The organism is Streptomyces hokutonensis, assembly GCF_042751305.1.
In the GTDB taxonomy this organism is placed as follows: Bacteria; Actinomycetota; Actinomycetes; order Streptomycetales; family Streptomycetaceae; genus Streptomyces; species Streptomyces hokutonensis_A.
Genome location: NZ_JBHYWD010000024.1, coordinates 129,749 through 153,052, shown reverse-complemented (window position 1 = coordinate 153,052; position 23,304 = coordinate 129,749). Strand labels below are relative to the sequence as shown.

The following is a 23,304-nucleotide window of genomic DNA, read 5'->3' as shown; positions in this document are numbered from 1 at the left end:
TCCCTTCACCGCGCCCCATACGCAGCTGTCCCATCGATCCACCTCGCAAAGGAACTCCCGCATGCCCGCAGAAACCGGACTGCCCCGCAGAACCGTCCTCGCGGCCCTCGGCGCCGCCTCCCTGGCCGGACCGTTCGCCGCCGCCGCGCCGGCACAGGCCGCCGGACATTCCGCCGCCTCGGCGGACGCCTCCGCCCCGGACCTGCCCGCGGCAGCCGCGCACTGGACCTTTGACGAGGGCTCCGGAGCCTCCGCCGCCGACTCGTCCGGCAACGCTCACACCGCCGCCCTCCAGGGCGCGGCCGCCTGGGACACCGGCAAGATCGGCGCCCACAGCCTCAGCCTCACCGCGGGCGGCAATGCCGCGGCCACCGGGCCCGCCCTCGACACCTCCAAGGCGTTCTCGGTGGCCGCCTGGGTGAACCTCAGTCAGCTGGGCGGCTACCAGACCGCCGTCAGTATCGACGGCCAGGTCGTCAGCGCCTTCTACCTCGGGCTGCGCGACGACACCGGCACCTTCGCCTTCGCCCGGCTCGCCTCGGACGCCACACAGGGTGCCGCCGTCGCGGCAGCCGCCTCCGCACCCACCACCGGCACCTGGACCCACCTCGTCGGAGTCAGCGACCCATCGGCCGGAGTCACCCGCCTCTACGTCGACGGCGTGCTGGAGGGGGAGAGCGACTACACCGCGGGCTGGGCCGGCACCGGCGACACCGCCATCGGCCGCGCTCTCTACGGCGGCGGGCACGTCGACCAGTGGCACGGTCTGATCGACGACGTGTGGATGTTCCCGACCGCCCTCACCTCGGACCAGGTCGCCACGCTGGCCGGGGTTCCGGTGGAGTCCACGACACCGCTGCTCAGCGTGGACGTCGCCAACCCGGCGCACGCCGTGTCCCCCATCCTTCCCGGCCTGATGTTCGAGGACATCAACCACTCGGGCGAGGGCGGCATCTACGCCGAACTGGTCCAGAACCGCACGATGATGGCCAGCGACACCTCAGCCGTCCACTGGTCCGCCGTCGGCGGGACAACCCTGACGCTGGACACCACCACTCCCCTCAACGACGCCCTCAATCGCTCCCTCAAGGTCGCACTGCCGAGCGGCACCGGGGCCGGCAACCGGGCCGGAGTGGCCAACGACGGATTCTGGGGCATCCCCGTGCGCCCCCGAACCACCTACACCGCGCGGCTGTTCGCCAAGGCGTCGCACCGGATCGGCCCCCTCACCGTGGCAATCGAGTCGGCGGACGGCTCGACGGTGTACGCCTCCGCACAACTGCACCATGTCGTCACCGACTTCCCCGACCGCCCCTTCGAACTCACCCTGCGCACCGGTCCGCGCACTCCGGTGGCCGGTGACGCGAGGCTGACCGTGACCACCGACGACCCGTCCGCCTCGGGCGGGACGCTCTGGCTCCAGTACGTCTCCCTCTTCCCGCCCACCTACAACAACCGTCCCAACGGCCTGCGCATCGACCTGATGGAGAAACTGGTCGCCCTGAAGCCGAAGTTCCTGCGATTCCCCGGCGGCAACTTCCTTGAGGGCAACACCATCGCCACACGCTTCAACTGGAAGAACACCATCGGTCCGGCCTGGGAACGCCCCGGCCACATGGACGACGCCTGGGGCTACTGGTCCACGGACGGGCTCGGACTCCTCGAATACCTGCACTGGGTCGAGGACATGCACGCCCAGCCGGTGCTCGCCGTCTTCGCCGGCTACACGCTGAGGGGCGAGCACGTCACCGGCGACGCCCTCACGCCGTACGTCCAGGAAGCCCTCGACGAAATCGAGTACGTCACCGGCCCCGTCACCAGCACCTGGGGCGCGAAGCGCGCGGCCGACGGCCACCCGAAGCCGTTCCCGCTGGAGTTCGTGGAGATCGGCAACGAGGACTGGTTCGACTCCTCCGGGTCCTACGACGAGCGGTTCGCGGCCTTCCACGACGCGATCAAGGCGAAGTACCCGCACCTGAAGCTGATCGCCACGGCCACGGTGACGAGCCGCACGCCCGACCTGATCGACGAGCACTACTACCTCGCGCCGTCCGCCGCCCAGGCCGCCACCCACAAGTACGACAACCGGGACCGCGCCTCGACCAAGGTCTTCGTCGGGGAGTGGGCCGCGCAGGAGGGACGCCCCACGCCCGACCTCAACGCCGCGCTGGGCGACGCCGCATGGCTGGCCGGGCTGATCCGCAACTCCGACCAGGTCCTCATGGAGTGCTACGCCCCGCTCTTCTCCCACGTCAAGAACAACGTCTGGGCGACCAACCTGATCGCCTACGACAATCTCACGAGCTATGTGTCCCCCAGCTACTGGGCGCAGCAGATGCTGACGAGCAGGCTGGGCAGAACGGTGCTGCCGGCCACCACACGTGCGTTGCCCGTCGTCGCCACGGTCGCCACCCGCGCGGGGAACCGTCTCTACCTGGCGGTCGTCAACTCCGGGACGGAGAAGGTGAACGTACCGATCGAACTGAAGGGCCTGGCGAAGGGGGTGCGGAAGAACGCCACCGCCACGGTCCTGACCGGACCCTCGCGCACCGCCACCAACACACTGACCGAACCCACCGCGCTGGTCCCCAGGACCAGCACCGTCACGGGTGCGGCAGCAGCCTTCACCAGCACCCTGCCGCCGCTCTCCGTCACGGTCCTGGAACTCGTCCTGACCTGACATCCGTCCACCCGCCCCGCAACTCGACCTGCCCGTCCGCCCGTCCCGGACGGGCGGGTCGAGTCGGGCCGTTGGCCGAGTTTTGGGCCTCACTGCCAGCGATGCGCTCACGGAACTCTTCCCGTTGATCAAGAAGGTGGCGACGACGCGCTGCTACGCAGTCGTTCCAGGAACTGGCCGGTAAGGAGTGAGGGACGTCAACCTCGACCCAGTCGCCCGGGACTACTTCCAGCACCGGCTCGGGATCGACCGCAAGGCAGTGCACGGCATCGACGACGGACACCGCCTCGTCCGCCGAGCCGACGACAGGCAACCCAAGATCCTCACAGCTCGGTACCGCTGCACCGACCACAACGGTTCACGCGAACCGGCCAGTCCTTCTTGCCTCGCCGCCGCAGCGGCACACGCTTGCCGGCCTCCCCCTGCCGACCGGCGCCGCGGCCGACGAAGTACGGCTGACTGCGCAGGCGGCGAGAGCCTCTCCGGTGTAACCCTGCGCGAAGATCAGGCCACGATTGCCGCAGCGGGGTGTCCGTCGGGGAGAATGCCCGAACGATGACGTCGACGCCTTCCGGAGCGGCACGGGCCGGGTACACGCCCTTCGCTCATCTCACCGTGCCCAATGCAGCCCTCTATCGCCGGGTGATGGGAGCGTTCCTGGCCGCCAAGGAGCGCTTCGCCGTTCACCTGCGGCCCGAGGACGTGGTAGCGGCGCTGCCGCCGGAACACCGGCCCGCCGACGTGGACACAGTGGTCAAGGCGCTGGACAGCCTTGTCGACTGGGGCAATCTGCGGGCGGATCCGGACACTTCCCGGGTCACCGCGGTCGAGGACTTCTACCGCAAACGCTTCATCTACCAACTCACCCAGGCCGGAGAGGCAGCCGAGCAGGCGCTGTCCGTGTACGACGAGGCGCTGGGGCGGCGCGGTGCGCTGCAGGCGGTGGCCCTGCACGACATCGTCACCCAGCTGCGGGCTCTGCTGGTGATCGCCGCCGAGCAGGAGGAAGGCGAGCCGGACCCGGCCAAGACGCATCTGGCGCTGTCCGCTCTGACGAGCCGGTTCGAGGCGCTGGCGGAGAACGCGCGGGCCTTCATGGGTTCCCTGCAACGCACGATCGACCTGCACGGTGTGGAGGTCGAGGTGTTCCTCGCCTACAAGGACAGCCTGATCCAGTACCTGGAACGGTTCATCCAGGACCTGATCACCCTGGGCGGGCGAATCGCCCTGCTCATCGGCGAGTTGGAGGAGCACGACCGGGTCGGCGTGCTACTGCGGCTGGCGGCGGCCCGGGAGGCGGCCGACGCCGCCCCGGGCGAGGCCGAGAGCGCAGAGGCGCGCGCGTATGAACGGTGGGTGGACAGGTGGTCAGGGCTGGCCGCCTGGTTCGTGTCGGCGGAGGGCCGCGAGTCGCAGGCCCGTCTGCTGCGCGGCCGCGCTCTGGGCGCCATCCCTCAACTGCTGGCAGTCGTACGGCAGTTGAACGAGCGGCGGGCCGGGCGCTCGGACCGCTCGGCAGACTTCCGCACCTTGGCCCGCTGGTTCGCCGAGGCCCCCGACGACGCGGCCCGGCACAGGCTGTGGCGTGCCGCGTTCGGGCTGTATCCCGCACGTCACCTCACCGTCGACGCCGACACCCTCGACCAGCGCGCCGCCCACCCGGTGGCCGCCTCCACCCCATGGGCCGAGGCCGAGCCGCTACGGATCAGCCCGCAGCTGCGCCGCACCGGCAGCTACGAGCGGCGCGGCAGGACCCGCCGGGTGCAGGACCGGTCCGAGCAGCGCAAGCACCTCGCCGAGATCGCCGCCCAGCAGGCGCGGGAGATCACGGCCGCCCGCGCTCGCCTGGCGACGGACGGCACCACCAGGCTGTCCGCGCTCGGCGAGCTCGACCCGCTCGCCTTCGGCCTGTTCCTTCAGCTGCTCGGCGACGCCCTGGCCACCTGGCGCCCAGGTATGACGGCCACCGTCGCGACCAGCAACGACGGCACGATGGAGATCCGGCTCACAGCCTTGACGGACGGCACGAGGGCCAGCATCCGCACCCCGGGCGGCACCTTCCGCGGCCCCGACCACCTGGTCGAGATCACGGATCTCACCCGAACCGGCCAGACGCGCGCCACCGGCCCTTCCGGCAGGGAGAAGTCATGACCACACCCCTGGGCGAGGTACTGGACGGCCGGCGCACCGCCGAGTTCCACAAGGCCGCCCGCGCACTGTTGAAGGAACCGCTGCTGCTCGCGCACGGCTCGCACGCCGAGGAGTTCCGGCTGGTGCGCCGGCACGCCGGCGACCTGCGCGACTGGTTCGACCGCAACACCGGCTGGCCGCTGCGGGTGGACACGGAGGCCGCGCGGCTGGGCAGAGCACCCGCCACCCTGGCCGACTCCACCCATCCGGCCCGCGAGGCCTCCCGCGCCCGCGCACCGTTCACCCGCCGCCGCTATGTGCTGCTGTGCCTGGCGCTGGCCGCGCTGGAGCGCGGCGAGGCACAGATCGCGCTCGGCCGCCTCGCCGAGCAGGTGGTCCTGGACGCGGCCGATCCCCATCTGGCCGCCGCCGGAATCGAGTTCACGCTGGAGCGGCGCGAGGAGCGGCTGGATCTGGCGTCGGTGGTACGGCTGCTCATGCACTACGGCGTGCTGCGGCGGGTGGCCGGGGACGAGGACGCCTACGTCAGCGGGGCGGGCGATGTGCTCTACGACGTCCAGCGTCGTGTCCTGGCCGGACTGCTCGCCGCCCGCCGCGGCCCGTCGATGATCACCGCGGACGGTTTCGAGGGCCGCCTGTCCGAGCTGACCTCCGAGAGCGCGCTGGACAGCGACGAGCTGCGCTTCCGCGCCATCCGCCAACGGTTGACCCGACGCCTGCTGGACGACCCGGTGCTGTACTACGCCGAACTGACCGACGACGAGCTCGCCTATCTCACCCGCCAGCGCGCCTTCATCACCGCCCGGATCACCGAACTGACCGGTCTGGTCGCCGAGGTGCGTGCCGAGGGCATCGCCATGGTCGACCCCCTGGACGACCTGACCGACGTACGGATGCCCGAGCAGGGCACCCACGGACACGTCACCCTGCTGCTCGCCGAGCACCTGGCGACCGCCGACGGGGCGGTCAGCCGCGGCGAACTGGAGCGCCGGGTGCGGGAGCTGGCCATCGAACACGGCGGCTTCTGGTCCAAGAGCGCCAAGCAGCCGGGCGCGGAAGCGGAGTTGGTCGAACAGGCCCTGACCAAACTCACCTCGCTCGGCCTGGTCACCGTCGCACAGGGCGGCGTCGCCCCGCTGCCGGCGCTGGCCCGGTACGCGGTCGGCGAGACCGTCGTACGGGATCCGGGAGTCCCCACCGCTCGTACCTCTCAGCGAAAGGCATGACCGCCGTGACCGCACTGCCCACCCCCGCGCCCGGCCGGTGGCGTCCCTTGCGTATCGGCCTGGTCGATCTCTTCTACTACGACACCGAGGAGTTCTGGTTCCGGGACGGTCGGCTGCTGTTGCGCGGCAACAACGGCACCGGCAAGTCCAAGGTCCTCGCCCTCACCCTGCCCTTCCTCCTGGACGGCGACCTGTCCGCGCGCCGCGTGGAGCCCGACGCCGACCCCGGCAAGCGCATGGAATGGAACCTGCTGCTGGGCGGGCAGCATCCGTACCCCGAGCGGCTCGGCTACACCTGGATCGAGTTCGGCCGCCACGACGAGGCATCCGGACAGGACCGCTTCCTCACCCTGGCCTGCGGGCTGAAGGCGGTGGCGGGGCGCGGTATCGCCCGTCACTGGTACGCCGTCACCGACCAGCGGATCGGGCCGGAACTCAGTCTGCTCGACGCCACCGGCACCGCGCTGTCGCGGGACCGGCTCGCGGAGGCTCTCGGCGGGCGCGGCATGGTGTACGACACGGCCACGGCGTACCGCAGGGCGGTGGACGAGGCGCTGTTCGGTCTGGGTGAGCGGCGGTACGCGGCCCTGGTGGACCTGCTCGTCCAGTTGCGCCAGCCGCAGCTGTCGAAGCGGCCCAACGAAACGGCTCTCTCGCGTGCGCTGACCGAGGCGCTGCCTCCCATGGACCAGGCGGTGATCGCCGATGTGGCCGAGGCGTTCCGGTCCTTGGACGAGGAGAAGGAGGAGCTGCGGGCGGCCACCGAGGCCGAGCGCGCCGCCTCCGCCTTCCTGGACCACTACCGCCGTTACGCCCGCGTCGCCACCCGCCGCCGCGCCCGGCTCCCCCGCCACGAACACGCCCGCTACGAACAGCTGAACCGCGATCTCGCGCAGGCCCAGACCGAGCGGTCGCAGGCCGAGGAGGACAGAGAGCGGATCGCCGTGCGGCTCGCACAGCTTGAGGAGAGTGCCGCACGGCTGAAGGCGCAGGAGGCCGCGCTGCGCGAGGGCCCCGAGATGCGCAGCGCCCGGGAGTTGGAGCAGGCGGCGGCGGACGCGCGCCGCACCGCCGGGGAACTTTCCCGCACCGAGGAGGACCGGGAGCAGGCAGCCCAGGCGCACACCCGCGCCCTGGGCCGCCTGCAGAGTGCCGACCGGCGGTTCGCGGCGGCCGAGGAGCAGGTCGCGGACGCGCTCGCGCGCGAGCGGGAGGCGGCCTCGGCCGCCCGCCTCGACGGTGGGCTGCGCATCGAGGGCGCGCCGGAGGCCGAACTGCGCCGCGCGGCCGAGGAATCGGTGGCGCGCAGGCGGCGCACGGTCGATCACGTGGAGGAGACGGCGTCCCGCGCCGAGGAGGCCGCCGCCGAGCGGCGCGCCGCCGCCCGCCGGCTGGACGAGGCGCAGACCGAGGCCGGCCACACCGCCGAGCAGCAGGCCCAGGCGGAGGCCACCGCAGTCCGGGTGGGCCGGGAACTGGTCGCCGCCGTACGCGAACACCTCGACGTGTGCGAGGAATTGACCCCGCAGGATCCGGTGGGCCTGCTGGACGGTCTGCAGGACTGGGTCACGCATCTGCGGGGTCCCTCTCCCGCGCGGGTGCATGCGGCCGACGCCCACCGTGCGCGGGCCGCGAACCTGGCCGACCGGGCGGCGGCTCTCGGTCAACGGCTGACGGAGCTGACCACCCGGCGCGCCGAGGGCGAGCGGGAGCTGGCCGACCTGGAGGCAGGCGGCCAGCGCGGTCCCACGGCACCGCACACACGTGCACCCGGCGTCCGCGAGCAGGCGCCCGGAGCACCCCTGTGGCGGCTGGTCGACTTCCACGATCACGTCGCCGCCGGTGAACGTGCGGGTCTGGAGGCGGCGTTGGAGGCCTCCGGGATCCTGGACGCCTGGGTGTGCCCGGACGGCACCGTCCTGCACACGGACCTGCACGACGTCCTGCTCTCACCGGGCGCCCCGCTCACCGGGCCGGTGCTCGGCGACATGCTGCGCCCGGCCGTCGACCACGGCGATCCGCGCGCCGTCGCGGTGGGCGAGCAGACGGTGGCGCGCCTGCTGGCCGCCGTGGGGCTCGGCGCCGGCGGCGACACCTGGGTGGCGGCGGACGGCCGTTTCCGCATCGGAGCACTGACCGGCAGCTGGTCGAAGCAGGCCGCCGTATACGTGGGCGAGGGCGCCCGTGAAGAGGCGCGCCGGGCCCGGATCATCGCTCTGCGCGGCGAACTGGACGCTCTGGCAGGCCAGTTGAACGAGGTGGAGGCCGAGCGGGCAACGGTGGCCCGCCGGCGCCGCACACTGGACGCCGAACTGACCGCCGTTCCCGACGACGCAGTCCTGCGCCACGCACACGCCCTGGCCGCCGCCGCCGCGGACGCCGCCCACCGGGCCCGCGCCCGCCAGGACGAACGCTCGGCCGACCTGGCCGCGGCGGCCGGGCAGGAAGCCGAGGCCACCACCGAACTCGCCGACACGGCAGCGGCCGTGAACCTGCCCGCCGACCGTCCGCAGCTGCTCGTCGTCCGCCAGGCACTGGCCGACTACGCCGCCGTCCTGGCCGCTCTGTGGCCCGCCCTGCGTGAGCGGGCAGATGCCGGACACGCGGTGGCCGACGAACACGCGGAAGCCGAGGCTGCGGGCGCGCGGGTGGCGGAACTGGCCCTGCGTGCCGAGGAGTCGGCCCATCTGGCGGCCGCCGCCGACGAACGGCACACCACCTTGCGCTCCACGGTCGGTGCCGCCGTCGCGGAGCTGGAACGGCGCCTGGCCGCCACCGCCGAGGCCCTGGCCGCCTGCGACCGCGACCAGCGCCGCTCCCGCGAGGAGCACACCGCCGCCGGCCGGCGCGTCGGCCATGCGGAGGGCCGTATCGAGCAACTGGAGAAAGACGTCGACGAGGCCGCCGCCTCCCGCGCCGAGGCCATCGCCGCGCTCCAGCGGTTCGCGGCCACCGGACTGCTGGCCGTGGCACTGCCCGAGGCGCCCCTGCCCCCACTGGACGGCGGACCGTGGGCGGCCACCCCGGCCGTCGCGCTCGCCCGCACCATCGAGGCGCAGCTGTCCGGCCCGTCCGGCACCGACGACTCCGACGGCGCCTGGGAACGCGTCCAGAAACGGCTCAGCGAGGAGTACAAGAAACTCCAGGACGCCCTCTCCCGCGGCGGCCACACCGCCGGCGCCCGCATGGTCGAGGACGGCATGGTCGTCGACATCGTCTACCAGGGCCGCCGGCGCACCGTGCCCGACCTGGCCGCGGCCCTCTCCGCCGAGGTGACCGAACTGGCGCACATCCTGTCCGCGCACGAACGCGAGATCCTCGAAACCCACCTGCTCACCGAGGTCGCAGGCACCCTGCAAGAGCTGATCGCCGCCGCCGAGAGGCAGGTGCGGGCCATGAACGCCGAACTGCTGGAGCGGCCCACCTCCACCGGCATGAAGCTGCGTCTGGTGTGGCGCTCCTCGCGCAAGGCGCCGACCGGACTGGCCCAGGCACGGGAGCGCCTGCGCCAGTCCGCGGACGCCTGGGCACCCGAGGACCGGGCTGCGGTCGGGGAGTTCCTCCAGGCCGAGATCGCCCGCCGGCAGTCCGACGACGCGGCGGGCAGCTGGCTGGAGGTGCTCACCGCGGCGCTGGACTACCGGTCCTGGCACGAGTTCGGCATCGAGCGCCACCAGCACGGCGCCTGGGTTCCGGCCACCGGCCCCGCCTCCGGCGGCGAACGCGTCCTGGCCGTGTCCGTACCGCTGTTCGCCGCCGCCTCCTCGCACTACGCCACGGCCGCCCCCGACGCCCCGCGCCTGGTCACCCTGGACGAGGCGTTCGCGGGCGTGGACGACGACTCGCGGGCCAAGTGCCTGGGTCTCCTGCACGCCTTCGACCTGGACGTGGTGATGACCAGCGAACGCGAGTGGGCCTGCTACCCCCAGGTCCCCGGCATCGCCATCGCCCAGCTCTCCCGCGTCGACGAGATCGCCGCGGTCCTGGTGACCCGCTGGGAATGGGACGGCACCGATCGCGTACGGGGCGATGAACCGGACCACCGCCTGACGACCCTCCCCACCCAGGCGGCTCCCCCGGCCTCTGAGTTCGACGCGGAGGCACCCGTACCCACCGACGGCACCGCCCCCGGCCGGGACCCACTGTGGGCATGAACGGGCCCGGGCAACCCGGCTCCCCCGACGAGCCAGGCCCGCGCATCGACCTCGACCGCCTCGGCCGGCTGCTCGGCGACCCCGGCCTGGCCTGGCTGGTCGAGCGCGTCCGGCGCCGCATGGAGCGGGACGAACCCCTCACCGGCCCGCTCACCCTGACCACCCCCACCAGCGCCGAACGCGACGCCGCCGAACGCCTGTTGGGCCGCGCCCCACGCGGCGGACGCTCACTGAGCGTGCGCCTCGACGCGGTGGATACCGTGCTGCGCCGCTCCGGCATCAGCCCCGACGGGCTCGCCGCGGCCGTCACCGCCCTCACCGGCCCCGTCACCCGGCTCGCCGACGTACGCGAACAGGAGACGAACGCCTGGCAGGAGGCGTACGCCCCACTGGCCGTGCTACGGCCCGAACTGGCCGAGTGGACCCACCAGTTGCGCAGGGACGGTCTCGTACGCCGCCTCGCCCGCACCCCGCACGCGGCGAAGATCCTGCTCACCGACGCCACGACGGCCCTGCGGCCACTGCCCGCCGACCCGGCGGTGTCCCTGCCTGCGTTCGCCGCCACCGCTCTCGGCGACGCTCACGCGCTCGACGACGGAACACCGCTCGCCACGATCGTCCTCTCCGGCATCCGTGCCCTGACCGGCTTCCCCGACGGCAACGGAGCCGAATGGCGCCGCGAGGCCTGGGCCTCGGCCGGCCTGCTCAGAGACGCCCTCTCCTCCACCGTCCTCACGCTGGGCCTGCGCGGCACCCCCGCTCTCGACTGGATGACCGACGCGGGCGAACCGGCCGTCCTGACACTGCGCCAGCTCACCCACAACCCGCCGAGGACGGCGTCGGAGGTTGTCTACGTGTGCGAGAACCCGACCGTCCTGGCCACTGCGGCAGACACCCACGGCCCCACCTGCCCGCCCCTGGTCTGCCTCCAGGGCCAGCCCTCGGCCGCCGCCCTCACCCTGCTGCGCCACCTCCACTCCCACGGATCCACGCTCCGCTACCACGGCGACTTCGACTGGGGCGGCCTGCGCATCGCCGACGCGCTACTGCGCCGCGTCCCCTGGCAACCCTGGCACTACACCGCCGCCGACTACCGCACCGCGGCCGCCGCCACACCTCTGGCCCCACCCCTGACCGGCACACCGGCCACCGCGGCATGGGATCCCGACCTGACCCCGGCGCTGGCCGAACTCGGCGTGCGCATCGAGGAAGAGACGGTCCTGGACGTCCTTCTGGCCGATCTCGAGCCCTGAGGTCGCCGCGCCGGTCGAACGTGACCATCACCGTCAACCGCCCGAGCCTTCCGGGCGGCGCTGGGCTCCTGTTCCGTGTCTTGGAACGACGCGCTCGTTCAGGCATCGCTACATCACGGGCTTCAGGCTGGTCGTCGACTGCGGGGCCACCCTGCTGGGCGCCTTCGGCCGAGAGGACCACAGCCCGGCCGCCGCACTCTCGGCCGTACGCACGAACGCGTCACACGTCACGCGTCGCGGCCGGGACGTCCTGACGCCAGGTCAGCACTCACGTGTGTCGTGGCGCATCAACGACAGGAACAGCCACGACGGCGGATCCGATCCGGCAAGTCGCGCTCGCCCCGCCGTCACGACCAGTTCTCCCACCGCGACCTTCTCGATGAGCCCGTCGAGCGCGATCTCCGCCCTATCCTGCGGCCACAGCGGCTGGATGAGCTCGTCCCGCACGACTTCGGCAACCGCAACAGCGGGTTTCACCGCGAAGGATTGGCCCAGCGGCAGCAACGCGACTGTTTGCACCGCAGCGACCTCGGAGAATTCGAGTGCGCGACTGACGGCGGCGGGGAATTAAGGACCCGGCCCTGGTGGTCGGGGACGGCGCGATGGGCCTGTGGCGGGGCTCCGGCGGAGGTGTTTCCGCAGGCCCGGCATCAAAGGTGCTGGGTTCACAAAGCCAGGAATGTGATCAGCTCCCTGCCGAAGTCCGTGCACACCGGGGCCCGCAGAGCTTTGCGGGAGATCTACAACGCCGAGGATCGGGCCCATGCAGAGCAGGCGGACCGCACGTTCGCGAAGGACCACGGAACAAAGTGACCCAAAGCCGTCGCGAAGATCACCGACGACCTGGACGAGCTGCTGGCGTTCTACGGCTTCCCTGCCGAGCACTGACCAAGGTCATCCGCGGCGCCGGAAGCCCGGCCGCAGCCCTGGCGATGGTGTTCAAGCTCGTCGAGTCCGCCCAGGCCCGGTGGCGGGCGATCACCGGATCCCACCTGGTGCCCTTGGTCCGCGCGGGCGCCGGGTTCGAGAATGGCATCCTCGTCGAACATACTGACACGCGGGCTGCGTGAGGCCGCTGGGTTGGGGAGGCAGAAGAACCGTGGCGATCTGTTTCGAGCTCGTGGTGAACTTCGGCGAAGACGCCGAGGCAGCACAGACTGCCGCCCGCATCGACCCCCGGCCGCGGGTGCTTCGCGCGGGCGCCCACCGCATCCCTCTCCACCGGCCGATGCTGGCGAAGGTGGGCTCATACATCGAGCTCTCGATCCTGCCTGTGGCCGTCAGCTGGGGTTGCGGCCTGGACGGCAGCCTCCCCAGATTCGAGCTCACCGCAGCGGAGCTGAGCGAACTGGGAAACCAACTCTACGAACTGCTCGCGCAGTTCCATGGATATGTCGCCGCGAAGGTCGGCTGGGATCCGGAATCACTCGTGGACCCTGCTGAGCTCGGGTGTGAGTGGTCAGATGAACTGAACGATGGCAGCATCCACGGGCTCGTTCTCTGCGAAGAGCTGCATGCGGAACTTGACCTGGGCTCCGACTACCAAGTGTTCCAGCCTGGATACCGATGGATACCGTATCGCGGGGAGGACCTGACGGACGACTGACACAACAAGTCCGACCCAGGCCGGCTCGTCCACACATCTTCACAATTACTCCTCGCTCAGGACACTCATGCCCCGCGCCGAGCCGGCGAGTTGACAAGCTGCGGCGAGGAGCACGAATGGCGCCGGGCCGACCCACAGCCCCCGCCCGCCGCGCGGTCCCGCCCTCAGAGCAGGTCGAGGGCATCGAACCCGTAGCTGGGGCTGAGGTATCCCCCGCCGCCCGCCGAGCCGCTCGCGGCGTCGATGCGCAGGGTGTTCGTGCCGGTCAGCAGTTGCGCGGCGGGGATGACGTATTCGTAGGTGTGGTTGTTGCCGCGATAGCTGCCGACGGTCAGGGTGCGGGTGGAGGGCTCGGTCGCAGCGGCCGGGACGGCTGAGGTCCAGGTGTCGTTGACGGTGATCTGGGGGCGGCCGTTGGCCTTGGCGGTGGTGATGCCGATGCGGAGGGTGCGGTCGGCGGCGGCCTGGGAGGCGGTGAGGGTGAAGGAGACCAGGAGGCCCTGATTGATCTCCTTGAACTGGTAGGCGGGCCACGCCGCGGGCGTCGAGCTGCCGATGACGTAGGCGTCGGCGGTCCAGGCGGCGGCGCGGGAGTCGGAGGGGTGGGCGTAGGTGACGAGAGAGGCGTTCTTGAAGCCGGCCGGGGTGCCGTTCCAGTCGCCGATGCGCCAGAGGGCGGTGTCGGCGGCGGGGTCGCCGGTGATCGTGATGGTGTGCACGGTGGTGACGGCGCCCGCGGTGATCGTGACGTCCTGTGTGTGCACGGCGAGTTCGCCCTTGTAGACGGTGAGGGTGTAGGTGCCCGGCAGGATGCCCGGGACGGCGTACTTGCCGGTGCTCGCGTCCACCTTCGACCAGTACTGCGCGTCGGCGTTGGCGACGCCCACAACGTAGGGGTATGAGGTGTCGCGTCCCGCAAGACCATTACCGACGATCCGGCCGCGGCCGCTCGTGCCGGTCCAGCCGGTGAGGCCGAGGGCATCCACCCAGGCGGCGTTGTCGCGTCCGGCCACGGCGGTCTTGGGCGCGGATCCGTCGGTGAAGGCGAGGACGTACGGGCCGTGCAGCCCGAAGCGCTCGGCCTCTGTCTGACCTTCGGCGTAGTAGAGGTGTTCATAGAGCCCGGCGCCGGACTCGTTGCCGTGACGAAGGAGCTGGCGGATGAAGGGGCCGCCGGAGTCCTTCTCCTTGGTGGAGCGTACGACCCAGAGTGCGGCGGCGGAGGTGCTGAAGCCGAAGTAGTCGTAGTCGATGGTCCTCAGGTTGGAGAAGTGCTTGGACCTGGTGGTGCCGTCGGTCTTGGCGAAGACGTCGGCGGACTCGATGACGGTGTCGGAGTTGGACCACGTGTCCGGGTAGGTGGTGGGGAAGATGCCCGGTTTGAGGCGCGCGATGTACCGGCTGGCGGTGACGGAGGTGTCGGCCTTGTACGTGAAGAGGTAGATGTTGTTCTCGCCACTGCGCGCCGCGTAGTAGTGGACCAGGGTGCCGTGGACGACCGTGATGAGGACAACTCCTGCGGCGGGGGCGGCGATTGTCACCGTCGAGGCGCCGAGGCCGCTCTCGACGTGGGAGTTCTTGCCGTCGTAGCCCTGGTACTCGGTGCCGTTGTAGACGAAGGACGACAGGTCGCCGTTGGTGTGGTCGACCTTGAAGACCAGGCCGGCTCCGGTGTCGACGACGTAGTGGGTGCCGTCGTCGGTGTAGCCGAAGCTCGCGGCCGACGATCTGGTGGGGGAAGCGAGGGCCAGGACGAGTCCTGCCGCTCCGGCGAGAACGGTACGGCGGGGCAGCGGGCTGTCGTACGCCATGGGGACAACTCCTTCGGGGGACGGCGGATCGGGGAGGGACGGCGTCAGACTGCCCGCCCGGGCGGCCCCGGGCGAAGATCGGCGGCCGATGGCCACGGAGCTGTAATGGCATGTCACATTCGGTCTCAACATGCGGGATTCGACAGCGAATTCGACACTTCGTGAACGCCTACTTGCACTTTTGTTGCATTTGCTGATCGGAAGGGTTGGCTTCCGTACGCTCCTGACCGTCCACAGAAAGGGATTTCCGATGCCCAACCCCTGGTCCGCCGCCGTGGTGAGCCTCGCGGCCGCGGTCACCATCGCCCTGCCCACCGGTGCAGCCGCAGCACCGGACCGTCACACTCCCTACCGCCACGGCCAGTTGCTGGCCCAAGACGACTTCCGGCACGGCACCGGCCAGTGGCGGACCGAGCTGGAGCAGGGCGGCAGCGTCACGGCGAAGGGCGGCGTGCTGGACGTCGACGTGCCCGCCGGAGCATCCGTCTGGTTCAAGCGCCCCTTCTCGGGCCGGTACGAGATCGACTTCACGGCGACCCCGGTCTCGGCGGGCGGCGCCAACGACCGGGTCAGTGATCTCAACTCCTTCTGGAACGCGCGGGATTCACGCTCCCCCGAGGACCTGTTCGGCACGCCCCGCAGCGGCGCCCTGACCGACTACGACTACCTCACCACGTACTACGCGGGCCTCGGCGCGAACTACAACACGACCACCCGGCTGCGCCGTTACGTCGGCGTGGCGGGCTCCAGGCCGCTGATCTACGACTACACCTCCCCGCTGCTCACCGCGAACGAGCCCAACCGCATCCGGCTGGTCTCCGACGGCGAACACGTCCAGTACTGGGACAACGGCGAACTTGTCTTCGACTACACCGACAAGGACCCCTACACCAGCGGCTGGTTCGCCTTCCGTACCACCTGGAGTCACTTCCACATCGCCGACTTCCGTGTCTGGCGGCTCGGAGGCGGTCACGGTGCCTGAGACTCCCCGTAGACCCGGGCTGTCCCGCAGAGACGCCCTCAAAGCGGCGGCCGTGACCGCCATGGCGACCCACCTGTCCTGGGCCCTCGCCGCCGACCCTGCCGCAGCAGCGCCGGGGAGTGCGAAGCCCGCCGCCGTCGACCCCGTACGGCTCACCTGGCTGGAGGGCGGCACCCCCACCGCAGCCCCCGGAACCACCTTCGGTGTGGCCTGGCCCAAGGGCGTGCTCCCCGCCGAGCAGACCTTCGCGCTCACCGCCGACGACGGCACCGCCGTACCCGTCCAGTCCTGGCCCACCGCCCACTGGCCCGACGGCACCCTGAAGTGGACCGCCCACGCGGTCGGCGCCACCGCCGAACCCGCCGAGAGCTACACCCTGGCCCCGGGCATGCCCGCGAAGTCGGACGCCGCACTCACCGTGGACACCAAGGGCGGCACGATCGACGTCGACACCGGCGTCATCCAAGTCACCATCGCCAAGTCCGGCGCGCACGACGTCATCCGCACGGTCGAGCGGGCAGGCACAGAGATCGCGAACAAGGCCGAACTGGTCGTCCTGCGCCAGCCGGAGGTCGACGACGAGGACTACAACGGCACTGGTTCCAGTACCCGTTGGGAGCGCTTCACGGGCCGCGTCAGCTCCGTCACCGTGGAACAGTCGGGGCCGGTGCGCGCCGTCGTCCGTCTGGAGGGCAGGCACGAGCGCGGCAGCCGCTCCTGGCTGCCCTTCGTCATCCGCCTCTACCTCCACGCCGGGTCCGAGGCGATCCGCGTCGTCCACACCATCACCTACGACGGCACCCAGGAGCCCGGCAAGAGCGACGGCGACTTCATCAAGGGACTGGGCCTGCGCATCCGCGTCCCGCTCACCGACGAGCCGTACAACCGCCACATCCGCCTCGCCGGCGCCGGCGACGGCTTCCTCACCGAAGCCGTCCAGGGCGTCACCGGTCTGCGCCGCGACCCCGGCGCGGCCGTGCGCACCGCGCAGGTCAAAGGCGAGGAACTGCCGGACATCTCCACCTGGGACACCCGGGTCTCCTCCGCCCTCCAGTACGTCCCGGCCTGGGGCGACTACAGCCTCGCCCAACTGTCGGCCGACGGCTTCACCGTCCGCAAGCGCACCAAGGCGGGCCACGGCTGGATCCACACCACGGGCGGCACCCGCGCTCCCGGCTTCGGCTACGTCGGCGGGGTCAGCGGCGGACTCTCCTTCGGGCTGCGGGACTTCTGGCAGAAGCACCCCGCCCAACTCGACGTCCGCGACGCCGCCTCCGACGAGGCGACGGTCACCCTCTGGCTCTGGTCGCCCGAGGCCCAGCCGCTCGATCTGCGCTTCTATCACGACGGCCTCGGTCAGGACACGTACGCGGAGCAGACCGCCGGCCTCAACATCACCTACGAGGACTACGAACCTGGTTTCGGCACCCCCTACGGCATCGCCCGCACCTCCGAGCTGTACCTGTGGGCCAACACCGCCACCCCCACAGCATCCGTGCTCGTCGCCCAGAAGAACGTGCTGACCACCCCGCCACAGCTCGTTGCCGCCCCCGGGACCCTGCACGCGGCCGGCGTCTTCGCCGGGCTCTGGTCCCCCGTGGACCGCTCGACCACCGCCAGGAAGACCATCGAAGACCGCCTCGACCTGCTCTTCACGTACTACCGCGACCAGCGCGAGCACCGCCGCTGGTACGGCTTCCTCGACTACGGCGACGTCCAGCACACCTACGACCCGGACCGTCACACCTGGTGCTATGACGTCGGCGGCTACGCCTGGGACAACTCCGAGCTCTCCACCGACCTGTGGCTCTGGCTCGCCTTCCTGCGCTCCGGCCGCGCCGACATCTACCGCTTCGCCGAGGCCATGACCCGCCACACCGGTGAAGTCGACGTCTACCACCTGGGGAAATGGGCGGGCCTGGGCACCCGGCACGGCGTCCAGCACTTCGGCGACAGCGCAAAACAGGTCCGCATCTCCACACCCGTCTACCGCCGCCTCTTCTACTACCTCACCGCCGACGAGCGGACCGGCGACCTGATGCACGCCCAGGTCGACGCGGACGAGACCTTCCTGAGGCTCGATCCCAACCGCAAGGTCCGCACCGACGGCTACGTCCCCGGCAATCGGCACGCCCTGTCCATAGGCTTCGGCACCGACTGGAGCGGGCTCGGCTGGGCCTGGTGGACCGAGTGGGAGCGGCGCGGCCCGAAATGGCGGACGGCCAAGAAGAAGCTGCTGGCCAGCGCCTCTACCATCGCCGCCCAGCCCAACGGCTTCGTCCAGGGCAGCGGCCTGTACGACCTCGACACGGGCGCCTTCGCCATCCAGAGCACACCGGTGATCGACGTCTCCCACCTCTCCGCGAGCTTCGGCCTGCCCGAACTGGCCGCCGAACTGATCGCCGGGGTCGAGCAGAGCGACCTCCCCGGCTTCCGGGCCGCCTGGCTGGACTACTGCCGCTACTTCAACGCCACCACGGCCGAGAAGACCGCCCGCTACGGCGCGGGCTTCAAGGTCAGCCTGGTCCAGGGCCACTCCCGCCTGGACGCGTACGCGGCAAGCCTCACCAGCGAGACGGCGCTGGCCACCCGGGCCTGGAGCAACTTCACCGCGAGCGACGGCTACCCGGCCGCGAGCACCCCGTGGACGACCACGAAGATCGACGGCCCCGCCGTACTCAACACCGGGACCGACGCCACCTGGGTCAGCACCAACTCCACAGCTCTGTACGGTCTCGCGGCGATCGAAGACCTCGCCCTGGTCGGTGATGCACTGAACTGAGACAGGCCCCGTGCCGGAGAGGCGCGGGCCCTGGCGAGCTCAGGGAAACTCACAGCGCAGAGGCAGTTTTCTGCCCGGCGTCGAACGTGCTGCACTGCCCAGCGTGTCCGACGCCTGCAGGCCGAGATCCGAGGGGAACACGGGCTCCTCCGGCTCGTCCGCCAACAGACACCCGAACTCTCTGAGCAGTTCGCGCCCGCCCCGACAGACTGTCCGGGCGGGCGCGAGGTGGGCGGGTGGCTTTGGGGGCAGGTAGCGGTCAGCGACAGGTCTGCCCGCGTGGCGCGGCCCGCCGAGTAGCCGGGAGGAGTCTCACCTCCCGGCCCTCACAGAACCGTGCTTGATCGTCTCCGATCACACGGCTCGTACCATTCTGATCACCAGGCCGAGGCCGCTGTGCTGATCCATCTCCAGTGCGTGAACATGCCGGGATACCACTTGGCAATCATCTGCATCCTTCGGATGGCCTTGCGCAGGGCCGCGAACCGTTCGTATTTCTTGCGGATCCAGCGCACCAGGTAGGCGTTGATGCGCTCCAGGAGGGGGTACAGGGCCGATCGGTAGAACCGGCCGTAGTACTGCATCCAGCCCCGCACGATCGGATTGATCCGTCGGGCGAGGTCCACGAAGGAGAGGTCGGACCCGATGTGGAGCCGCCAGTTGCGGATTTCCGCACCGATCCTCTTCTGGGCGTCCTTGCTGATCGCGGGGAGGAACGACCGGCGGAGCCTGCCGTTCTTGTCCTGCGACTTCCTTGCTCGGAACGTGTAACCGAGGAAGGTGAACTCCGTGTGCCCATAAGAGCCGCGGCGCTTCCAGTCCTGGCAATACACAATCCTGGTCTTGTCGGGATGCAGCAGCAGCCCGACTTCCTCCATCCTGTTCGTGAGCGCGGCCAGCACCTGACCGGCCTGCCGCTCGGAGACGCAGTGGACAACTGCGTCGTCCGCGTAGCGTTCGAAACTGACGGTGGGGAACTCCCGGTCCAGCCAGAGGTCGAACGCGTAGTGCATGAACAGGTTTGCGAGCACGGGTGAGACCGCTGAGCCCTGTGGGGTTCCACGGTCCCGCTGTTGCAAGGTGCCGTCGGGCAGTTCCAGCGGGGCCTGCAGCCACCGCTTGACATACAAAATCACCCAAACGGCGTCGGTGTGCGCTTCCACGGCCTTGACAACGAGGTCCCACCGGACGCTGTCGAAGAACTTCTGGATGTCGAGCTCGATCACCCAGTCCTTCTTCCAGCAGCGTTCCCGGCAGAGCTCCACCGCGTCCAGAGCCGACCGCCCAGGGCGGTAGCCATAGGAGTCCTCATGGAACGCGGGCTCGGCCCGGTCCATGAGGTGCCTGGCCACCACGGTCTGGGCGATCCGGTCGGCCACCGTGGGCACGCCCAGGATCCTCGTCCCGCCTCCCGGCGAGGACTTGGGGATCTCGACCGCACGCACCGGCGGCGGAAAGTACGTCCCCGACGACATTCGATTCCAGATCTTGTACAGATTGCCCTTCAGATCCTTCTCGAACTCGTCGATGGACTTCCCGTCCACTCCCGGCGCGCCTTTGTTCGCCTTCACTCCCTCGTATGCCTCCCAGACCTCCCGCTTCGAGATGTCGAACGGTTTGGCCGGTGACTTCAACGTGCCCATCAAGTTCCTCCCGGAGAACGTCCGGTTGTCCAGATACACAACGTCACGAATAGCCCGGCCCCTTCGCTCCACCCCCATTACGCGGGCTTCGTCACTACTACGGGCCGGTCCGCCAGCGCGCCCCGCGCCGGTACTCGATCCCTCACGGCTTCCACCGCCGAGGACACTCCCTCTCGCCAGCCCCTACCAGGGCGGACAGTATCGGGGCACGCCTTCTCCTGTTCCATGTGGAAGCGGCAGATCGGGCTCACGTCGTCTGCATGCCGGACACCACCTGGCCAATAGGCGGGCACCCGCCAGGCTCTTCCCGAAGTTGTCGGTGAACCCCGGTTTTGATGTCGTCTCAACTCTTTCGACACTTCAGCGACGATTCACTCGCGTTCGTCTTCCCGATCCCCACCTGACGCCTCTTACGACGCCTTTTCCTCATCGTTCACCACAACGGTCTTCAGCCAATGCAGCATGAGGCGGTTTGAAGCCTCCCCCCGCAGGGCGACTCCGAAGGGCCAAGCACCTTCATCTTCCACACAGCATCACTTCGCGAAGCTCTCCTACATGCAGCTCCACTTCGTGTTCAGGACACAAGCCAACAGAGTCACTTCCTTGTATGCCGGGTGGTGGCCGGCGGCCGAGGCCTTGATCCGCAGCGGGCTCGGTCGGGCATCGAGTCAGAGGCCGTAGTGTCCGTCGGAGTCCGTGCCTACGGTGTGCGCGAGGTGGTCGCAGCCGGTCGGTCCGGCGTGCCCCACCGGGCAGATCAGGACAGTCGCTCCGGCGAGCGATGCCCCCGTGTGCCTGTCGGTGATCGTTCCGGGGAGATGGCCCCAGGTCCGCGGGATCGTGACCTTGAGGCATACCCTGGCCGATGCTGCGGCGTAGGGGACGTCGGTGCTGCAGGTGAGGCGCGCGGTGCAGGTAGCGGCCGTGGCCACGGCGGAGGCGTTCGCGCGGACGGTGACCGTGGTGGAGCGACCGGGGCGAGGCCGAACGAGGTCTTCTCCGCCCACAGCCAGGTGACGCAGCCCGCCAGGCGTCAGACACGGCACCGGACCCCGCTGCGCCATTCGCGCGGCCGGGCACAATCACGCCGGCACAGAGCCTCTGAAGCACGGCGGCCGCGCGCACCCGGGCAAGGAGCCCTCCTTCACCGCCGTCGTCGAAGGAGGGCCCCGTCGGGACACCGGCACGAAGTCCGGAAACCGGGAGGCGAGTCCAGCCAGTACCCGCCAGTCAACTCGGCCGATACCCCCGGCCGCTCACACGGACCATCAGCGATCTTCACACTCCGTCAACGAAAAACACACAATAGGGTCACGCGCAACGCGGGCGCTGGTGATTCCTCCGAGGAGCAGGAGCCCGTCGCCGGTGAGGTTGCCATCCGCGGCCTCCTTTCGCGGTGGGTTCACACCTGACAGAACTTCCGGTTCAGGGGTGATCCGTCGCCGCGCATGCGACGGTTTGGTCCGCTGACAGCGAGGTAGTCGTTCGTCGCCCGCCCTTCTGCCGTCACCGTGCGGAATCACCTGCGTTTTCATCGCTGTCAGGACCAATCCCCGGCCCGCCCAGGATCGGATTACGTCCGGAGATGTCCCAACCACGGAGGGCGTTGTGAAAGAAGCCGTACATATCGGCAGGAACCCATCGACGGAGCCGGACCTGGAGGAGCTGGTGGGCCGCGTGGCCCTCGGGGACGAGCCTGCGTTCGCTTCTGTCTACGACGCCGTCGTGAGCCCGGTTCTCGGTGTCGTCCGTGCCGTGCTGCGCGATCAGGCGCAGTCGGAAGAAGTGGCCCAGGAAGTCCTGGTGGAGGTGTGGCGGACCGCTCCCCGTTTCCGTTCCGACCGCGGAACGGCGATCAACTGGATTCTCACTCTCGCCCACCGCCGGGCGGTGGACCGCGTCCGGCACGTGGAAGCCGTGGCCGCCCGGGACCACAAGGCCGCGCTGTTGGACCGTACGCCCGAGTACGACGAGGTGACCGAGCAGGTCGAGGCACGGCTGGAGCGGGAACAGGTGCGGCGTTGTCTGCGCACGCTGACCGACATCCAGCGCCAGGCGGTCACCCTGGCGTACTACCGCGGACTGACTTATCGCCAGGTCGCAGAAGCACTCGCCCTTCCGCTGGGCACCGTCAAGACCCGCCTGCGCGACGGACTCATCCGGCTGCGCGACTGCCTGGGGGTGACCGCATGACCACCGCCGAACTGCACCGCATGACCGGTGCCTACGCCCTGCATGCCCTGTCCGACGAGGAACGCGACGCGTTCGAGCGGCACCTCTCCGACTGCGAACCCTGTAGTCAGGAGGCCGCCGAGCTGTGCGCCACCGCGGCCCGCCTGGGACTCGCCGTCGCCGTGACGCCTCGGCCGGAGATGCGCGAGCAGGTGCTGCGCCGCATCACGACCGTCCGCCAGGACTCCCCCGGCGACCCGGCGCCGATGCGTTCGGGCCGTACGCGACTGCGGGCCCGGCTCCTGACGAGGTGGACGCTGGCCGCCTGCGTCGCGGCTGCTGCCGCGCTCGGCGGCACCACTGTGTGGCAGCACCAGCGGGCCGAGGACGCGCTCGGCCGGGCGCGCCGGGCCGAGCAGGGAACAGCGCAGATCAGCGCGGTGCTCGCCGCACCCGACGCCAGGACCCGAGTCGCGAAGCTGACCGGCGGTGCCACAGGCACGGTGGTCGTCTCGCACGAGCGGGACCAAGCGGTGTTCCTCGCTGCCAGGATGGCGCAGCCGCCGGCGGGCAAGGTCTACCAGCTGTGGTTCGACGACGGGGGCACCATGCGCTCCGCCGGTCTGATGGACCCCGGCCTCAGCGACCAGGCCGTCCTGTTGCAGGGGGCCGTGGACGGGGCGTCCGGCGTGGGTGTCACCGTCGAACCCGCCGGCGGCTCGAAACAGCCCACGACCAGCCCGCTCGCGCTGGTGAACTTCCCCGCCTGAGAAGGTGGGGGGGGCCCCCCCCGGGCGGGGGGGGGCGCCGCCCCCCCCCCCGCGCGGGCGCGGCCGCAGACCCC

Annotated in this window: 14 protein-coding genes and 1 pseudogene; 11 read left to right on the top strand and 4 right to left on the bottom strand. The window is 70.5% G+C overall.

Annotated elements, in window-relative coordinates; all coding sequences use genetic code 11:
* The first annotated feature begins 61 nt into the window (after nucleotides 1–61).
* From ACFXC1_RS41525 to ACFXC1_RS41505, 5 genes are all read left to right on the top strand, one after another.
* Entirely contained in the window at nucleotides 62–2,680 is a 2,619-nt protein-coding gene (locus ACFXC1_RS41525) for a LamG-like jellyroll fold domain-containing protein (RefSeq protein WP_381252948.1), read from the top strand.
* A gap of 555 nt (nucleotides 2,681–3,235) precedes the next feature.
* Nucleotides 3,236–4,831, top strand: a complete 1,596-nt coding sequence (locus ACFXC1_RS41520; protein WP_381252945.1) for a TIGR02677 family protein — start codon at nucleotides 3,236–3,238, stop codon at nucleotides 4,829–4,831.
* Nucleotides 4,828–6,057, top strand: a complete 1,230-nt coding sequence (locus ACFXC1_RS41515) for a TIGR02678 family protein (protein ID WP_381252942.1) — start codon at nucleotides 4,828–4,830, stop codon at nucleotides 6,055–6,057. The genes ACFXC1_RS41520 and ACFXC1_RS41515 overlap by 4 nt, the downstream gene beginning before the upstream one ends.
* A complete protein-coding gene (locus ACFXC1_RS41510; protein WP_381252939.1) occupies nucleotides 6,054–10,211 on the top strand; it encodes a TIGR02680 family protein in 4,158 nt (1,385 codons plus the stop codon). The genes ACFXC1_RS41515 and ACFXC1_RS41510 overlap by 4 nt, the downstream gene beginning before the upstream one ends.
* The gene (locus ACFXC1_RS41505; RefSeq protein ID WP_381252936.1) at nucleotides 10,208–11,464 is read left to right on the top strand and encodes a TIGR02679 family protein; all 1,257 of its coding nucleotides are present in this window, start codon (nucleotides 10,208–10,210) and stop codon (nucleotides 11,462–11,464) included. The genes ACFXC1_RS41510 and ACFXC1_RS41505 overlap by 4 nt, the downstream gene beginning before the upstream one ends.
* A gap of 261 nt (nucleotides 11,465–11,725) precedes the next feature.
* Here ACFXC1_RS41505 and ACFXC1_RS41500 read toward each other — a convergent pair whose 3' ends face one another.
* Nucleotides 11,726–11,983 (bottom strand): hypothetical protein, encoded by a 258-nt coding sequence (locus tag ACFXC1_RS41500; RefSeq protein ID WP_381252933.1) that lies wholly within the window; start codon nucleotides 11,981–11,983, stop codon nucleotides 11,726–11,728.
* 35 nt (nucleotides 11,984–12,018) lie between these two features.
* On the opposite strand from ACFXC1_RS41500, the pseudogene ACFXC1_RS41495 reads away from it, so the two are divergent.
* A pseudogene (locus ACFXC1_RS41495) lies at nucleotides 12,019–12,534 on the top strand (transposase); the annotation flags it as partial.
* Between the two features lie 29 nt (nucleotides 12,535–12,563).
* The gene (locus ACFXC1_RS41490; RefSeq protein WP_381252930.1) at nucleotides 12,564–13,070 is read left to right on the top strand and encodes a hypothetical protein; all 507 of its coding nucleotides are present in this window, start codon (nucleotides 12,564–12,566) and stop codon (nucleotides 13,068–13,070) included.
* Between the two features lie 164 nt (nucleotides 13,071–13,234).
* Here ACFXC1_RS41490 and ACFXC1_RS41485 read toward each other — a convergent pair whose 3' ends face one another.
* Complete coding sequence (locus tag ACFXC1_RS41485; protein WP_381252927.1) at nucleotides 13,235–14,881, bottom strand: rhamnogalacturonan lyase B N-terminal domain-containing protein; 1,647 nt, start codon at nucleotides 14,879–14,881, stop codon at nucleotides 13,235–13,237.
* Nucleotides 14,882–15,131: 250 nt separating this feature from the next.
* Between ACFXC1_RS41485 and ACFXC1_RS41480 the strand changes: the two genes are divergently transcribed.
* Together ACFXC1_RS41480 and ACFXC1_RS41475 are read left to right on the top strand one after the other, a co-directional pair.
* A complete protein-coding gene (locus ACFXC1_RS41480; protein ID WP_381252924.1) occupies nucleotides 15,132–15,863 on the top strand; it encodes a DUF6250 domain-containing protein in 732 nt (243 codons plus the stop codon).
* Nucleotides 15,864–15,924: 61 nt separating this feature from the next.
* Nucleotides 15,925–18,645: an exo-rhamnogalacturonan lyase family protein gene (locus ACFXC1_RS41475; RefSeq protein WP_381252977.1), complete on the top strand. Its 2,721-nt coding sequence runs from the start codon at nucleotides 15,925–15,927 to the stop codon at nucleotides 18,643–18,645.
* A 377-nt stretch (nucleotides 18,646–19,022) separates the two neighbouring features.
* Here the strand turns inward: ACFXC1_RS41475 and ltrA are convergent, their stop codons facing one another.
* Nucleotides 19,023–20,366: a group II intron reverse transcriptase/maturase gene (ltrA, locus tag ACFXC1_RS41470; RefSeq protein WP_381252921.1), complete on the bottom strand. Its 1,344-nt coding sequence runs from the start codon at nucleotides 20,364–20,366 to the stop codon at nucleotides 19,023–19,025.
* 590 nt (nucleotides 20,367–20,956) lie between these two features.
* On the bottom strand, nucleotides 20,957–21,220 hold the full coding sequence (locus tag ACFXC1_RS41465; protein ID WP_381252919.1) for a peptidase associated/transthyretin-like domain-containing protein: 264 nt from the start codon (nucleotides 21,218–21,220) through the stop codon (nucleotides 20,957–20,959).
* A 676-nt stretch (nucleotides 21,221–21,896) separates the two neighbouring features.
* Here ACFXC1_RS41465 and ACFXC1_RS41460 point away from each other — a divergent pair.
* Nucleotides 21,897–22,481 (top strand): sigma-70 family RNA polymerase sigma factor, encoded by a 585-nt coding sequence (locus tag ACFXC1_RS41460; RefSeq protein ID WP_381252916.1) that lies wholly within the window; start codon nucleotides 21,897–21,899, stop codon nucleotides 22,479–22,481.
* Entirely contained in the window at nucleotides 22,478–23,230 is a 753-nt protein-coding gene (locus ACFXC1_RS41455; protein WP_381252913.1) for an anti-sigma factor, read from the top strand. The genes ACFXC1_RS41460 and ACFXC1_RS41455 overlap by 4 nt, the downstream gene beginning before the upstream one ends.
* Nucleotides 23,231–23,304: the final 74 nt, after the last annotated feature.

Bases quoted from the DNA above. Each gene is read 5' to 3' on its own strand.
- ACFXC1_RS41525 (WP_381252948.1), top strand. From the start codon at position 62: ATGCCCGCAGAAACCGGACTGCCCCGCAGAACCGTCCTCGCGGCCCTC.
- ACFXC1_RS41520 (WP_381252945.1), top strand. From the start codon at position 3,236: ATGACGTCGACGCCTTCCGGAGCGGCACGGGCCGGGTACACGCCCTTC.
- ACFXC1_RS41515 (WP_381252942.1), top strand. From the start codon at position 4,828: ATGACCACACCCCTGGGCGAGGTACTGGACGGCCGGCGCACCGCCGAG.
- ACFXC1_RS41510 (WP_381252939.1), top strand. From the start codon at position 6,054: ATGACCGCCGTGACCGCACTGCCCACCCCCGCGCCCGGCCGGTGGCGT.
- ACFXC1_RS41505 (WP_381252936.1), top strand. From the start codon at position 10,208: ATGAACGGGCCCGGGCAACCCGGCTCCCCCGACGAGCCAGGCCCGCGC.
- ACFXC1_RS41485 (WP_381252927.1), bottom strand. From the start codon at position 14,881: ATGGCGTACGACAGCCCGCTGCCCCGCCGTACCGTTCTCGCCGGAGCG.
- ACFXC1_RS41480 (WP_381252924.1), top strand. From the start codon at position 15,132: ATGCCCAACCCCTGGTCCGCCGCCGTGGTGAGCCTCGCGGCCGCGGTC.
- ACFXC1_RS41475 (WP_381252977.1), top strand. From the start codon at position 15,925: ATGGCGACCCACCTGTCCTGGGCCCTCGCCGCCGACCCTGCCGCAGCA.
- ltrA (WP_381252921.1), bottom strand. From the start codon at position 20,366: ATGGGGGTGGAGCGAAGGGGCCGGGCTATTCGTGACGTTGTGTATCTG.
- ACFXC1_RS41455 (WP_381252913.1), top strand. From the start codon at position 22,478: ATGACCACCGCCGAACTGCACCGCATGACCGGTGCCTACGCCCTGCAT.